The 14,114-nt window shown below is 37.9% G+C and carries 11 protein-coding genes, 1 tRNA gene and 3 rRNA genes; 12 read left to right on the top strand and 3 right to left on the bottom strand.

All coding sequences use genetic code 11. From position 1 onward, the window contains the following. The first annotated feature begins 4 nt into the window (after positions 1-4). The 6 genes from H6622_02070 to H6622_02045 all read left to right on the top strand — a co-directional run bounded on the left by H6622_02070 (position 5) and on the right by H6622_02045 (position 4,358). On the top strand, positions 5-574 hold the full coding sequence (locus H6622_02070) for a cytochrome c oxidase subunit 3 (protein ID MCB9060289.1): 570 nt from the start codon (positions 5-7) through the stop codon (positions 572-574). Between the two features lie 13 nt (positions 575-587). Beyond that, a complete protein-coding gene (locus H6622_02065; protein ID MCB9060288.1) occupies positions 588-1,475 on the top strand; it encodes a c-type cytochrome in 888 nt (295 codons plus the stop codon). 3 nt (positions 1,476-1,478) lie between these two features. Then, positions 1,479-2,156 carry an SCO family protein gene (locus H6622_02060; protein ID MCB9060287.1) on the top strand — a complete coding sequence of 226 codons (678 nt, stop codon included), beginning with the start codon at positions 1,479-1,481 and terminating at the stop codon, positions 2,154-2,156. Positions 2,157-2,167: 11 nt separating this feature from the next. Then, on the top strand, positions 2,168-2,452 hold the full coding sequence (locus tag H6622_02055) for a cytochrome C oxidase subunit IV family protein (GenBank protein ID MCB9060286.1): 285 nt from the start codon (positions 2,168-2,170) through the stop codon (positions 2,450-2,452). A 183-nt stretch (positions 2,453-2,635) separates the two neighbouring features. Then, positions 2,636-2,845 carry a hypothetical protein gene (locus H6622_02050; GenBank protein ID MCB9060285.1) on the top strand — a complete coding sequence of 70 codons (210 nt, stop codon included), beginning with the start codon at positions 2,636-2,638 and terminating at the stop codon, positions 2,843-2,845. 1,096 nt (positions 2,846-3,941) lie between these two features. Continuing rightward, positions 3,942-4,358 (top strand): hypothetical protein, encoded by a 417-nt coding sequence (locus tag H6622_02045; protein ID MCB9060284.1) that lies wholly within the window; start codon positions 3,942-3,944, stop codon positions 4,356-4,358. Here the strand turns inward: H6622_02045 and H6622_02040 are convergent, their stop codons facing one another. Then, the gene (locus H6622_02040) at positions 4,359-4,916 is read right to left on the bottom strand and encodes a peptidylprolyl isomerase (protein ID MCB9060283.1); all 558 of its coding nucleotides are present in this window, start codon (positions 4,914-4,916) and stop codon (positions 4,359-4,361) included. Between the two features lie 156 nt (positions 4,917-5,072). Here H6622_02040 and H6622_02035 point away from each other — a divergent pair. The 5 genes from H6622_02035 to H6622_02015 all read left to right on the top strand — a co-directional run bounded on the left by H6622_02035 (position 5,073) and on the right by H6622_02015 (position 10,861). Then, positions 5,073-5,148, top strand: a tRNA-Ala gene (locus H6622_02035). 262 nt (positions 5,149-5,410) lie between these two features. Then, positions 5,411-6,950: ribosomal RNA gene (locus H6622_02030) — 16S ribosomal RNA — on the top strand. 221 nt (positions 6,951-7,171) lie between these two features. Next, positions 7,172-10,094: ribosomal RNA gene (locus H6622_02025) — 23S ribosomal RNA — on the top strand. Between the two features lie 139 nt (positions 10,095-10,233). Next, positions 10,234-10,350 (top strand): 5S ribosomal RNA (gene rrf, locus H6622_02020). The 16S, 23S and 5S rRNA genes sit together here with 1 tRNA gene alongside, the layout of an rRNA operon. Before the next feature lie 127 nt (positions 10,351-10,477). Then, positions 10,478-10,861: a hypothetical protein gene (locus tag H6622_02015; GenBank protein MCB9060282.1), complete on the top strand. Its 384-nt coding sequence runs from the start codon at positions 10,478-10,480 to the stop codon at positions 10,859-10,861. A gap of 28 nt (positions 10,862-10,889) precedes the next feature. Here the strand turns inward: H6622_02015 and H6622_02010 are convergent, their stop codons facing one another. After that, entirely contained in the window at positions 10,890-11,810 is a 921-nt protein-coding gene (locus H6622_02010; protein MCB9060281.1) for a hypothetical protein, read from the bottom strand. Between the two features lie 199 nt (positions 11,811-12,009). On the opposite strand from H6622_02010, the gene H6622_02005 reads away from it, so the two are divergent. Then, the gene (locus H6622_02005) at positions 12,010-13,116 is read left to right on the top strand and encodes a hypothetical protein (GenBank protein ID MCB9060280.1); all 1,107 of its coding nucleotides are present in this window, start codon (positions 12,010-12,012) and stop codon (positions 13,114-13,116) included. A 345-nt stretch (positions 13,117-13,461) separates the two neighbouring features. Here H6622_02005 and H6622_02000 read toward each other — a convergent pair whose 3' ends face one another. Then, complete coding sequence (locus H6622_02000) at positions 13,462-14,106, bottom strand: 50S ribosomal protein L25 (GenBank protein MCB9060279.1); 645 nt, start codon at positions 14,104-14,106, stop codon at positions 13,462-13,464. Between the last annotated feature and the right edge of the window lie 8 nt (positions 14,107-14,114).

Below are 14,114 nucleotides of genomic sequence, written 5' to 3'. Positions count from 1 at the left end.
ACGAATGAATACTGCACAAAACACTTTAATCACAAAGGTACAAACTTCTGAAAGAGTGGCCTCTTCAATCGGAATGGCAGTATTATTAATTTCATTTTCAATGCTCTTTTTAACTCTATTTATGGGTTATGCTGTCTACCGTCTCACGGCCAACGTATGGCCTCCACTTGGAATGGATCAACTTCCAAGTTTTCAGGCACACATTAGTACATCAATAATTTTAATAAGCTCTATCTCCTTTTATTTATTTCAAGAAAAGAAGATATTACCCTACTTGTATACAGCTCTCCTGATGGGTCTATTATTTGTATTTTCACAATTTCAACTATGGAGTACTTTGAAAGTCAATGGTATATATGCCGGATCAGGAATCTTTGCATCCATTATTTATGGATATACTTGGACACATGCGGCCCACATACTTCTAGGTCTAATTGGACTTCTCAGTCTTGTTTTTAGAGTTAACAAAGTGAACTTCTTACAGCAAGAAGGGCTGGTTATCAATATTGGAAAATTTTGGCATTTTCTCGCTGTCGTTTGGTTAATAATTTATGCGTTGATATTTGTTATATAGTTTAAGGATTTTTATGAAAGGAATTGTCTCTACTTTACTTTTATTATCTACATTGCTTTCTCTTGTCTCTTGCCAAGATGAAAGAGCGCAGTTTTATGAAAGCAAAATATTTGCAGGGGGAGTTGTCGCTTCTGCAGATGATTTAAATAAGGGGAGAAGAATTTATCAAGAATATTGTATGGCCTGTCATGGAGTGAAAGGTGACGGTCAAGGTGTTGCTTCTAAAGGACTAGTACCTCCTCCTCGAAATTTTACACTCGGATTATTCAAATTTGGGAAAGTCCCTTCAGGTGAACTTCCTCATGATTCGCATTTAAAAAATATTATATTAAATGGATTGAATGGAACTGGAATGTTGCCATGGGATCTTAAGGAAAAACAACTGTTTCAAGTTGTTCAATATATTAAGACTTTCGCTCCTAAAGCTTGGGAAGGAAAAGATAAAAAATTAGGCAAAGAAATAGAGGTTACCAAAGATCCATATGGTATGGCCCATAAGAAAAGTGCTATCGAAAGAGGTAAATTTGTCTACCATATGCAGGCCCAATGTCAGGCATGTCATAGAGGCTATGCTACAAAACAAGAAATGGATACTTGGAGCATGAAGACCGATGGTTCAAATTTTGAGATGGATAAAGAATTTTACAAAATTAAACTTCAAGACTCTGAGCATGGTTACCAGGCCATTCCGGTAGATTTTACTTGGCATTTTGTAAGGTCAGCAAAAACAGTAGAAGACCTATATGTAAGAATTGCTTCTGGTGTTGGTGGAACATCTATGCCTGCTTGGATAGATACTCTTTCTACAGATGACATATGGGCCGTTGCACATTACGTAAAATCTCTAATTGATATAAAAAATACTCCACAAAGAAAAAAACTAATTGATAGTTTAAAATAATTTATGAGCATAGAGATTACACAAGGACATTTAAGAGATGATTCTTTACTTGAAAAAGTTGTTGTATCTAAAACATTTTGGGTTTTAATTTGTACTTTCTTTTTTGGTTACCCTTTAATCAAATCGATCAATAGAAAACTTCCTGATCCATTGCCTGTATACTACGGGGTTACGGATTTTAATCTAAGTGATGAATTTGGCAAACCTTTTGGAAGCAAAGACCTTTTAGGCAAAGTTTATATCGCAAATTTCTTTTTTACTTCTTGCACATCGACTTGTCCTCATCTCATGAAAGAATTGCAAAAAATTCAAAAACGATTGAAAGGTGTAGGGCAATCCACTGCAATTGTATCTTTCACAGTAGACCCCCTTACGGATACACCTGAAAAGCTTTTTAAACATTCTAGAAAACTAAATAGTAACCCATGGGTATGGAAATTTCTTACGGGAAATGAAGAAACTTTACGAAAAACAATTGAGGGTGGGTTTAAAGTTGTATTGGGAGAATCAAAGGGCAAAAATGATTTTCAATTGTATGATATCGCTCATAGTGAAAAGCTCGTTTTGGTAGATCAAAAAGGAAGAGTAAGAGGTCTTTACTCTTTAGATAAAAATAGTATAAATCAGCTCATGCTTGATGTAGGATTATTGGTAAACAATAGTTTTAACAGACAAATATAAGGGAGAGAGATATGTCTGGTGAGGTCGTACACAAAAAACATACAAAAGAATATATGATCATTTTTGTGGCCCTGGCCGTTCTGACGGTCATAGAAGTTCTCATTCCTGATTTCCCTATTGCCTATATTTTCAGAGCATCATCTTTAACTTTACTGGCCATAAGTAAGGCCTTTCTTGTTGCTTTTTTTTATATGCACCTTAAAGAAGAAACAAAATATATGGCATTTTTAGCGGCCGTTCCATGTGTTGCGGCCATTTATGCTATCGCATTAATGCTTGAAACGATTTCAAGATAAACCGTATTTTTTTATCTTCAAAAAATCTGAAACTTTTTGTAAGTCTTTAGATAAAGCAAGTAACTGTAAATTTACCATGACTGGCCATAAATCCGCTGACCTTAAACATGAGTATACCAGGTCTGGCCTTTAAAAAAATTCTCCTTTCGAAAAGAAAAGTCATTTACTTTAAACCAGGCAGGATTGAAGCTAGACGAAGGAAATTGTCGAGTTAAAATAGGAAATACATGGTATCGGTACAATAATTCTAGAAAAATTATTGGAACACGGAAAACAATAACAATTTTGAGAGACTCAGTTGGAGATTGGTACAATTCAATTAGTTGTGCGATTGAAGAAGATTTTATACCTGAAAATAACAAACAAAAATACGAGATGCTCATTTTCAAATGACCCTAAAGCTTGTGTAAAAAAATTTCGCCCATATCTTTTTTCAAAACCTAAGCCTCGAAGGCATGTTACACCTTTGGGGAAGAAAAATTTCAGACTATTCTTTTGCTATATTTTTTCAGATTTTGAAATTTTAATCGACAGAACACAGATAAACTTTTCATAAAATTGTTTGATTTTTTCCTTGTTCGAAGCTTTGTTCAAAATTTGGAAATACCAAAACAAGAGATGAACTCTGTTTAAAAGACGGGGGCATCTTCCTTGGGTTTAGACGTGGTATCTCTTGAGTTCAATCAGGTTCGTGTAACTTGAATCCCAAGAATTCCCGTGATTTCACAATGGGGAGTATGTCAAAAACTCATCTAAGAAATGAGAAAGTAGGGAGAGACGGAGTGCATATGAAAAAAGAAAGCTTCCTTGCTTAGGCAATTTGTCGTAATTGAAGAGTGAAGATAGATGTGTTTAGAAGTTTACTGCCAAAGAGTTGAAAAATTATTCCAATGGGAAGTAGCATAGGATGTATCAGTCTTAAACTTACAAGAAATGAAATCGTTCAAGTTGTAATGAACGGCTCAAGTACGAAGAAAACTATGTGATTAGATTTAAATAGTTTTAGGAATGAGGGAAGACTGGTCAGGCATGGAAGAATGAATACGGGTTTTAGAGGTTTATCTGGGAGGAACCGAGTATAATTTGTCTGTGTTGTGGTGTAAGAGACAAGAGCTTATGGGTTTCTAAAGCTGTTTTTTTACGGAAGCACTTATGACAAATAATGTAACACCGAAAATTACTGAGCGAAAAATTCTCTTGATTAGGAGCACTTTTAGTGAACTCAAATTATAAAAAAAGTATGATTTAATCAGCATTCATGGGGACTTTACAGAAAATCTCCTTAACTAATTAAATTAAACTCATCACTATAGAAAATATAATATTTGTAATTGTATAAAAACTTAACCTAGGTTTCTTTCTTTGAGAAAGAGAGAAACATCTTCGAAAAAACTCACTCTTAGAATTTGTTGCTTTCAAATTCTGACATTACTTCTAAAAGCCAAAAAAATTTGAGATAATTTATTTCTGAATTATTTTGGAGAAAGCTATGAAAGGCATATTTATCTTTTATTCGATCATAAATTCTTTATTGGCCAATTCTCAAACTTATTTTTGCAATAATATTGATAACAGCGTGGAAATAGAACTTAAACCGATTTCTAATAGGGTATTTGAAATTCAAAATTTACGTAATATAGAAAACTCTTTTTTTGTTCTAAGTCCTGGTTCTAAATTCATAACAAAATTGAAAAAATTACGGCCAGGAAGCGCAAGTAGTTTATATCTATTGGGAGATATTACACAATATTCAGTAAGAAAAGATTTAGAACATATAAATTTTCGGATAGAAAATTTTCAAAAAAATGCAAAAACTTTCAACGGAAAACTATTAGTCAGAGCATATCGAAAACAATTTGGAGCAATAGATGTAATTTCTGAAAATATCACGTGTGAAAACAGATAATTATTCAATAAGAGTGAGAGAAATGATTTTATCTCCTTGCTGAATTTTTTTAACAATCTCAATGCCACTCGTTACTTGTCCGAAAACAGTGTATTTATGATCTAGGTGTTCAGAAGTAGCTAAAGAGATATAAAACTGTGAATCTGCAGAATTTTCGTCACTAGGCAATCTGGCCATGGCAACAGTTCCTTCTATATGTGGAATATTATTGAATTCGGCCTTTAGCTTGAGTCCACTTCCTCCTTTTCCTGTAGCGGTAGGATCGCCAGTTTGAACGATGAAGTTTTTAAAAACTCTATGAAAAGTAAGACCGTTATAATAACCATCTCTGATTAAAGTGATAATTCTCGTTACAGTTATTGGGGCCGAACGAGGATAAAATTGGATAATAATATTACCATGAACTGTTTTTAAAATAGCTTTTGCTTTACTTAAATTATTACTGTCAATTTCTAATGCTTTGGCATCAAATTGAACTTTATCTATGAGATCTGATCTCTTTTCTTCACGAGAACATGAATAGAAAAATAAGATTGAAAAAAGGATTAAATATTTCATTTGCACTCCGTCAAAATTCTACTTTAAACAAAACATATATTACTACAAAAAAATTTTTTTAAAAAAAAATGATATTTTTAAAAAATAGTGTTGACAGTTAAAATCAGTTCTATTAAATTTCACCTCACGTTCAAACGATACGCACTTAACTTGCTTGGGGGTGTAGCTCAGTTGGGAGAGCACTTGCTTTGCACGCAAGGGGTCGCAGGTTCGACTCCTGTCATCTCCACCAAAATGAGTTCATCCTTATGGATTCGTTTGAGCAGTTCTTTTACATTCGAATATGATAAATAAATTTGCCCTTGTGGCAAAAAAGATGAGAAGAAACCGACGTTAAATAAAGATCGGCGTAACTAGATGACTACTTGTTAGAGTGAAAGTTGTTTATGTTAAAGTGAATGCGATACAGTAGTATGCCGACGCCTGGAAACCACCAGGACACATCTAGACCGTCAAAAATTTACCTAATTAAATTTTAGAATATGTTTTTAGCTTGGAGAGTTTGATCCTGGCTCAGAACGAACGCTGGCGGCGTGCCTAACACATGCAAGTCGAACGAGAAAGCTCTTCGGAGTGAGTAGAGTGGCGCACGGGTGAGTAACACGTAGGTGACCTACCATATAGAGGGGGATAACCCAGAGAAATTTGGGCTAATACCGCGTACGATCAACAAATCTGAGAGTAGTTGATGATAGGATGCTTCGGCATTCACTGTATGATGGGCCTGCGGGACATTAGCTTGATGGTGGGGTAATGGCCTACCATGGCAACGATGTCTAGCGGATTTGAGAGAATGATCCGTCACACTGGAACTGAGACACGGTCCAGACTCCTACGGGAGGCAGCAGTGGGGAATATTGCGCAATGGAGGAAACTCTGACGCAGCAACGCCGCGTGAGTGAGGAAGGTTTTCGGATTGTAAAGCTCTGTCAACGTGGAAAAATGGCAGTTGGTCTAATAGGCCTTCTGTTTGATGGTACACGTAAAGGAAGCACCGGCTAACTTCGTGCCAGCAGCCGCGGTAATACGAAGGGTGCAAGCGTTGTTCGGATTTATTGGGCGTAAAGCGCGCGCAGGCGGATTTATAAGCCAGATGTGAAATCTCGGGGCTCAACCCCGAAACTGCGTCTGGAACTGTAAATCTAGAATCTCGGAGGGGGAAGGGGAATTTCGCATGTAGGGGTAAAATCCGTAGAGATGCGAAGGAACACCAGAGGCGAAGGCGCCTTCCTGGACGAGTATTGACGCTGAGGCGCGAAAGCGTGGGGAGCAAACAGGATTAGATACCCTGGTAGTCCACGCTGTAAACGATGAGCACTAGATATGGGGATGTTGACCATCTCCGTGTCAAAGCTAACGCATTAAGTGCTCCGCCTGGGGAGTACGGTCGCAAGACTAAAACTCAAAGGAATTGACGGGGGCCCGCACAAGCGGTGGATTATGTGGTTTAATTCGAAGCAACGCGCAGAACCTTACCTAGGCTTGAAATCCTGAGAATCCCTTTTAAACGAGGGAGTGCCCTTCGGGGAATTCAGTGACAGGCGCTGCATGGCTGTCGTCAGCTCGTGTCGTGAGATGTTGGGTTAAGTCTCGCAACGAGCGCAACCCCTATTTTTAGTTGCCAGCATTTAGTTGGGCACTCTAAAGAGACTGCCAGTGCAAACTGGAGGAAGGTGGGGATGACGTCAAGTCCTCATGGCCCTTATGCCTAGGGCTACACACGTAATACAATGGTTAATACAAAGGGATGCCAAACCGCGAGGTGGAGCCAATCTCAAAAAGTTAATCTCAGTCCGGATTGGAGTCTGCAACTCGACTCCATGAAGTTGGAATCGCTAGTAATCGCGGATCAGCACGCCGCGGTGAATACGTTCCCGGGCCTTGTACACACCGCCCGTCACACCATGGGAGTTGTTCTTACCTGAAGTCGTGGCCCTAACCTTTTGGAGGGGAGCGCCTACGGTCGGAGCGATGACTGGGGTGAAGTCGTAACAAGGTAGCCGTAGGGGAACCTGCGGCTGGATCACCTCCTTTTAATGGAGTTAGAGCAAAATCAGTTGAAGTTGAATTTAAATGTTGAAGTTGAGCTCAATTCTGGTCAATAACGTCGGTTTCTTTCTTTATCTTTAATATTGTTTTTAGGAGAAATCCTAGAACAAGATCTTAAACAATCACATAACAGGATCAGAAAGTAGACGAGAACCCGAATAAGTAAATTAAATTCTTTAGATTTAAATCTATATATCTGTGTAGTAATTAAAGCTACTAAGGGTATACGGTGGATATCTTGGCAGTAAGAGGCGATGAAGGACGTTTGTATGACGACGATATCTTCGGCAAGTGGTCAAACACACATTAAGTCGGAGGTTTCCGAATGGGGTAACCCGTTTACTGGAAACAGTAAGTACTGCATAGTGAGTCAAGTAGCTATGTAGAGTGAACGTAGGGAACTGAAACATCTAAGTACCTACAGGAAAAGTAATCAATTGAGATTCCGCTAGTAGCGGCGAGCGAAAGCGGAAGTGCCCAAACCAGTCAGCTTGCTGACCGGGGTTGTAGGACTTGCATAATGGGATTGTGAATAGGAGAAGTGTCTGGGAAGTCACACCAAAGAGAGTGAAAGTCTCGTAACTGAAATTCATATGAACTGGCGAGTATCCTGAGTAGGACGGGACACGAGAAACCCTGTCTGAATCCGGGAGGACCACCTTCCAAGGCAAAATACTACTTACTGACCGATAGTGAACTAGTACCGTGAGGGAAAGATGAAAAGAACCCCGATAAGGGGAGTGAAATAGAACTTGAAACCGTATACTTACAAACAGTGGAAGAGCTATTGTAAAGCTTGACCACGTACCTTTTGCATTATGACTCAGTGAGTTACGATGTGTAGCTAGGTTAAGCCGTTGCAGGTGTAGCCGTAGGGAAACCGAGTCTGAATAGGGCGTTTAGTTGCATGTTGTAGACCCGAAACGGGATGAGCTAACCATGAGCAGGTTGAAGCGGGGGTAAAACCTCGTGGAGGACCGAACTCGTTGTAGTTGAAAATACTTGGGATGACTTGTGGTTAGGGGTGAAAGGCCAATCAAATTCCGTGATAGCTGGTTCTCTCCGAAATGCATTTAGGTGCAGCGTCTGATATTACTAACGGGGGTATAGCACTGAATTGGCTAGGGGGCTCACCAGCTTACCAAACCATATCAAACTCAGAATACCGTTAAGTACAGTCAGGCAGTGACACTGCGGATGCTAAGGTCCGTAGTGGAAAGGGAAAGAGCCCAGACCAACAGTTAAGGTCCCTAAATTGTCGCTAAGTGGGAAAGGTTGTGGAACTACTTTGACATCCAGGAGGTTGGCTTAGAAGCAGCCATCCTTTAAAGAAAGCGTAATAGCTCACTGGACTAGTGGTTCTGCGCCGAAAATGTAACGGGGCTAAAGCGACGTACCGAAACTTTGGACGTATTAATACGTGGTAGGAGAGCATTGTGTTTATCGACGAAGGCATACCGTGAGGAGTGTTGGAGATACCACAAGAGCTGATGCTGAGATAAGTAGCGATAAAGGGTGTGAGAATCACCCTCGCCGAAAATCTAAGGGTTCCTGGGCCAGGTGACTCCGCCCAGGGTTAGTCGGATCCTAAGGTGAGGCCGAAAGGCGTAATCGATGGATAACAGGTTAATATTCCTGTACTTATTTATTGTCGCTTGACATGATGGAGTGACGGAGAAAGGTAGCAAATCAACCCGTTTGGTCGTGGTTGTCCAAGAGTGTAGGGGGAGGAGATAGGAAAATCCGTTTCCTTGTTAACCCTGAGGCTCCAGTGGGAAGGCGTAAGCTGGACTTTGTGATCCTCTGCTTCCTAGAAAAGCTTCGCATGGAGATAATAATTAATCCGTACCGTAAACCGACACAGGTAGATAAGATGAGAATTCTAAGGCGCTTGGGAAAACTCTTGTTAAGGAACTCTGCAAAATTGTGCCGTAACTTTGGAATAAGGCACGCCCTTGCTGGTGACATCACTTGCTGATGGAGCTAACGGGGGCCGCAGTGAAAAGGGGGTAGCGACTGTTTATCAAAAACATAGGTCTATGCAAACACGTAAGTGGAAGTATATGGACTGACGCCTGCCCGGTGCTCGAAGGTTAAAAGGAGGGGTTAGGGTAACCGAAGCTCTGAATTGAAGCCCGAGTAAACGGCGGCCGTAACTATAACGGTCCTAAGGTAGCGAAATTCCTAGTCGGGTAAGTTCCGACCTGCACGAATGGCGTAACGACTTCCCCACTGTCTCAACTCGAGACCCAGCGAAATTGGAGTGCGCGTGAAGATACGCGCTACCCGCGGAAGGACGAAAAGACCCCGTGAACCTTTACTGTAGCTTGGCATTGGCCTTCGAATAACGATGCGTAGGATAGGTGGGAGCTGTTGATCTGTGCGTTCTGGCGTACAGGTAGGCATCCTTGAAATACCACCCTTCGTTATTTGGAGTCCTAACCTACGATCCTAAGCGGGTCGGGGGACAATGTCTGGTGGGCAGTTTGACTGGGGCGGTCGCCTCCTAAAGAGTAACGGAGGCGCGCAAAGGTTCCCTCAGGCCGAATTGAAACCGGCCGTAGAGTGTAAGCGCATAAGGGAGCTTGACTGCAAGGCAAGCAAGCCGAGCAGGTGCGAAAGCAGGCGTTAGTGATCCGGTGGTTCCGAGTGGAAGGGCCATCGCTCAACGGATAAAAGGTACTCCGGGGATAACAGGCTGATCGCATCCAAGAGTTCACATCGACGATGCGGTTTGGCACCTCGATGTCGGCTCATCGCATCCTGGGGCTGGAGCAGGTCCCAAGGGTTTGACTGTTCGTCAATTAAAGCGGTACGCGAGCTGGGTTCAGAACGTCGTGAGACAGTTCGGTCTCTATCCTCCGTGGGCGTAAGAAGTTTGAGGTAATCTGTCCTTAGTACGAGAGGACCGGGATGGACGAACCTATGGTGAATCGGTTGTGACGCCAGTTGCATTGCCGAGTAGCTAAGTTCGGAAGGGATAACCGCTGAAAGCATCTAAGTGGGAAGCCCATACCAAGATAAGACTTCTATTAAGACAACTTGTAGACTACGAGTTTGATAGGTCACATGTGTAAGTGCAGTAATGCATTGAGCTGAGTGATACTAATTTGTCGTTTTGCTTTTTTTACATCTTGCATGGATATATAAACTTATTCGGGTTCTTGTTTTATTTTCTGGTTCTGTTTTGTGATTGTTTGAACGTAAGCAGAGGTTGAGTAGAACGTTTGTTAAAAAGAAGACCTCTCCACTAAATTGAAATTCAGTTTGGTGTCTCGATAGCGCAGTGGAAACACCCGATCTCATCCCGAACTCGGAAGTTAAGCACTGTAGCGGCGAAGGTAGTGCCAGGGAGACTTGGTGTGAGAATAGCAAGAGGCACCTTTTTTTTATATTAAAGACCACCTCTAGGGTGGTCTTTTTTTTTGTTCATTTCTTCCATATATGTTATTTCCACAGTATTGTTTAAATTGAAATCTATAAACACAATAACTATCTAAGTATTTCAAACTATGAGCAATATAGAAGAGCTCTTAAAATTATTAAAAGTAAGAGTAAATAGAATATTAGATTTTTCTATTGCAATTTCTTTGATTTACTCAATTTTAATAGGAGTCATCTTTTTTTTGTATAAAATAGAAATGAACACAAGCTATTTTTATTTATCTATTGTCTTAACCTGTTTATACACCATTTACGTGCTTGTCTACTTTTCTGAGCTTATTTCAATATTTCGACTGAAAGTAAGTGTCTTAGAAAAATCTAAAATCTTGAAAAATGTCATTACCTCTCTAAGTGCTCTCGTATTTGCATTTTTCCTAATTTCTCAATATGTAAAATCAAATCCTCAAATGAAAATAAATCGCAACGTTATTTTCTTCTTAAATGCAAAATAACATATGTGTATTCATGCGATAATAATTCTCATTTTTTGTAAATGTTTACTGGATAAAGTTGAGTTAACACTACTTGAACATTTTCTTTTTTACCTTTATCATTCTCAATTACTTTTCTAATTTGATCATGTAATTGTGAAATTAGTCTACCAATTTCCTCAGAGGCCCCAACGGACATAGCGCATACTCTAGTTGAAGATAAAGTATAATTTACAGCACTAGACCAATCTACGCTTTCATGCTCTGTTGGAAATTTGTCAGCTGTAAGTTGCATTGTATATTTAGCAAAGTTTCTAAGCCTCTGGTCTCTAAGAAAAGGAAAACTAAAATCAAATAAACATGGATAAAATTTTTTATTCTTATAATAAATGAGATCTAATTTATACATTTGATTTAATGTCTTTTTCACCTCTTTTATACTACATGATGCATAATGAGCAAGTAAGTCATCGTCGTGTTCTTTCAGACTTTGATATGGATCAAGTTGTAGTGCTGCATTTATATAAATCACTAATGGATTTGTATCAATCAAATCCAAACTTTGAACAAAAGTTAAGTATTTTTCTTGTAGGATATCTATTTGAGAACAATCTACAAAATTTGATAAAAATCCAATGAGCATTGAAGGCCGTGTGTCGATAAGATAGAAAATATCGGCCAGATCAACTGAAGTTTGTGTTTTTAATATTTTATGTATTATTTTTCTAGTTCTGCTATCACTTGAACCTTGTAAATTATTTTGTATGTTCAATGAATGATAGAAGTTTTTTAAATCTAAGGAATTATTATATGAATTGAAAAATTTTTTAAATATCTCAATAATAGGTATGTCTAAAACTACACACATATCTGTGAAATTTTCCCATTTTATATGAGTTACACCAGTCTCCCATTTTGCAACTTGATTAAAACTATGCCCCATTAACAAGTTAATTTCTTTTTGTGACATTTTACTCCTAAGAGCTTTTATTACTTTTCTAGTTAAAATGTGGTAGTCAAAAGTTTCCAAATAAGTGTCCTTATTAAATTCCATTTCTAAAAATTCCTTTTGTTTCTAGTTTTGAATCTATTTTATAAAAAATAGAAACTTTTGTCATATAGGCTTCAAAATTTACTCTACATACAGACAAGAGAGAAAAGGAGCGACTATGCTTGAAAAAGAAAAAATTGATGGCAATATTCAATTAGTTAGAAACAAAATTGTTTCTCAAACTGTAAAAAATGAAATTATTAAAGCTTTATGCCGTGTACCTACTGGTGATAATTGTCAACCTTTTAGCTATAAATGGAGAGGTGAATCTTTGCTTGTGTATCATAATCCAAAAATATCTAAACATACACTGAACAAAGATCAAGCTGGTTCACTCATTTCATTAGGGTGTATTATAGAAACTGTAAATATTGTCACTTCTCATTTCAATATATCTTTTGAACTGAAATATTGTTTAAATAATCCCAATATTGATAAATTATGGGCAGAGTTTTTTTTCTATAAAGCTGATCGTACTCCGATCGAACTGTTACAAGAAATTCAATCTAGAACAACTGATCGAAGGGTTTACAAAAAAAAACTTGATCAAAAAGATTTTTTACAGATTTTTAATAGAGGTAATTTGAAATTTGAAAGATTTCATATAATACCAGCAGATTTTAAATTTTCCAAATTAATCGCAAAGTCAGAAGAATATATTTGGCAGACACCTGAAGTTTATATGGATCTTTTCAAATGGATGCGCTTATCTAAATCAGAAAGTTATTATGATGGAATGGACGCAGTTTCTATGGGAATGAGTCCTATAGAAAAAGTTAGTTTTAGATTTTTTAAGAAATATCCTATTATATTTTCTTTTTTTTACAAATTAGGTATGAATATTATGTTTAAACTAAGAACGATAAACATAATTAAGAATTCTGGAGCAATACTGCTCTATACAAATGAAGATCCAACTATTTATGGAAAAATTCAAACAGGTAAAGAATGTTATAGAATGTGGTTAGAACTTACAAAAATTGGGATGGTCGCACAGCCACTTTCATCAGCTTCTCTCATCGCCAAATCTGCTCTTGAGCGTTTTCCACCAAAAGAAATGACTGCAGAAAATATAAAAAAAAGTAAAGAGGTTATCAATTCATTTATCAAATATGCTGATATTCCAAAAAATCAAGTACTGCAATGGTCTTTTCGTATCGGTTATCCAAAATCAAAACCGATGAGACCAATTTGTCGAAAATCCCATAAAGATATTCTAAAATAAAAAAGGCCGACCAGTAGATTTCTCTAACTGGTCGGCGATTTTGAGGGGTGGATAAAAGCTCTCGCTTTTACATGGGTCATAACCAGACTAGGAGTGCAACCTGATCTGATAAACTGATTTTAATCCACTTCCTAAAATGCATTTAGCTTTTTTTTCCCTTTTTTATTTTTGGCCTTATTTCATAGACTTAGAATTTTGCTAAACAGATGATAGAGGAGTGTTTGTGTCTTACTTTATTGGCAAGAAAAGTAAGATATTGAAAATAGATAGAAGAATCAAAAAAAATCGATGATATAATATTGAATAGTTAGAAGGACGCTGAAGTCCCTCTAACTATAGTAAAACCTATGCGGCCTGATTATCATCTGAAGATGACTCAGAAGCTGCAATTTCTTCAACTGGAGCAGTAACAGCTACTGATTCAGTTGTAGCTTCTTCTTTGACTTTAGGTCTATGACACGATACTAAGTTTACATTTTCATCTTGTGCCCATTCAAGATTATTTGGAAGTTTTATATCTGCTAAATTAAAATGATTATCCAAGCTAAGCTCTGTTACATCAACATCAATAAATTCAGGAAAATCTTTTGGAAACCCTTTTACTTCGACTTCTTTTAGAACCTGATGAACAATTCCACCTTCTTTTGTACCCTTTGCGATGCCTGAAAGCTGGACAGGTAATTTAATCACCAGTTTTTGCTTGGCCTCAATTTTATGAAAAGAAATATGCATAATTTTATCACGTAAATGATTTTTTTGAACTTCTTCCAAAGAAACTAGATGCTTTCCAATCCCTTCAATCTCAATTTCAAATACTTTACCTGAATGAGCAAGAAATTTACTAAGTTTCTGCGAATTTACTTTAAAATTAACCGGACTAAAATCTTTTCCATAAACAGTTCCTGGTATCCAACCACTTTTTCTCATCTCACTCAATGGAGCTTTACTTTTATGATCGCGTTTTTGAGCTTTTAAAATTTCTGATTGCACAATTCCTC

Source organism: Halobacteriovoraceae bacterium (assembly GCA_020635115.1).
Taxonomy (GTDB): domain Bacteria; phylum Bdellovibrionota; class Bacteriovoracia; order Bacteriovoracales; family Bacteriovoracaceae; genus JACKAK01.
Note: the sequence above shows the minus strand (reverse complement) of the source record. Positions and strands in the feature narration are given on the sequence as shown.

Bases quoted from the DNA above. Each gene is read 5' to 3' on its own strand.
- H6622_02060 (MCB9060287.1), top strand. From the start codon at position 1,479: ATGAGCATAGAGATTACACAAGGACATTTAAGAGATGATTCTTTACTT.
- H6622_02010 (MCB9060281.1), bottom strand. From the start codon at position 11,810: ATGTCACAAAAAGAAATTAACTTGTTAATGGGGCATAGTTTTAATCAA.
- H6622_02045 (MCB9060284.1), top strand. From the start codon at position 3,942: ATGAAAGGCATATTTATCTTTTATTCGATCATAAATTCTTTATTGGCC.
- H6622_02005 (MCB9060280.1), top strand. From the start codon at position 12,010: ATGCTTGAAAAAGAAAAAATTGATGGCAATATTCAATTAGTTAGAAAC.
- H6622_02040 (MCB9060283.1), bottom strand. From the start codon at position 4,916: ATGAAATATTTAATCCTTTTTTCAATCTTATTTTTCTATTCATGTTCT.
- H6622_02070 (MCB9060289.1), top strand. From the start codon at position 5: ATGAATACTGCACAAAACACTTTAATCACAAAGGTACAAACTTCTGAA.
- H6622_02065 (MCB9060288.1), top strand. From the start codon at position 588: ATGAAAGGAATTGTCTCTACTTTACTTTTATTATCTACATTGCTTTCT.
- H6622_02015 (MCB9060282.1), top strand. From the start codon at position 10,478: ATGAGCAATATAGAAGAGCTCTTAAAATTATTAAAAGTAAGAGTAAAT.
- H6622_02055 (MCB9060286.1), top strand. From the start codon at position 2,168: ATGTCTGGTGAGGTCGTACACAAAAAACATACAAAAGAATATATGATC.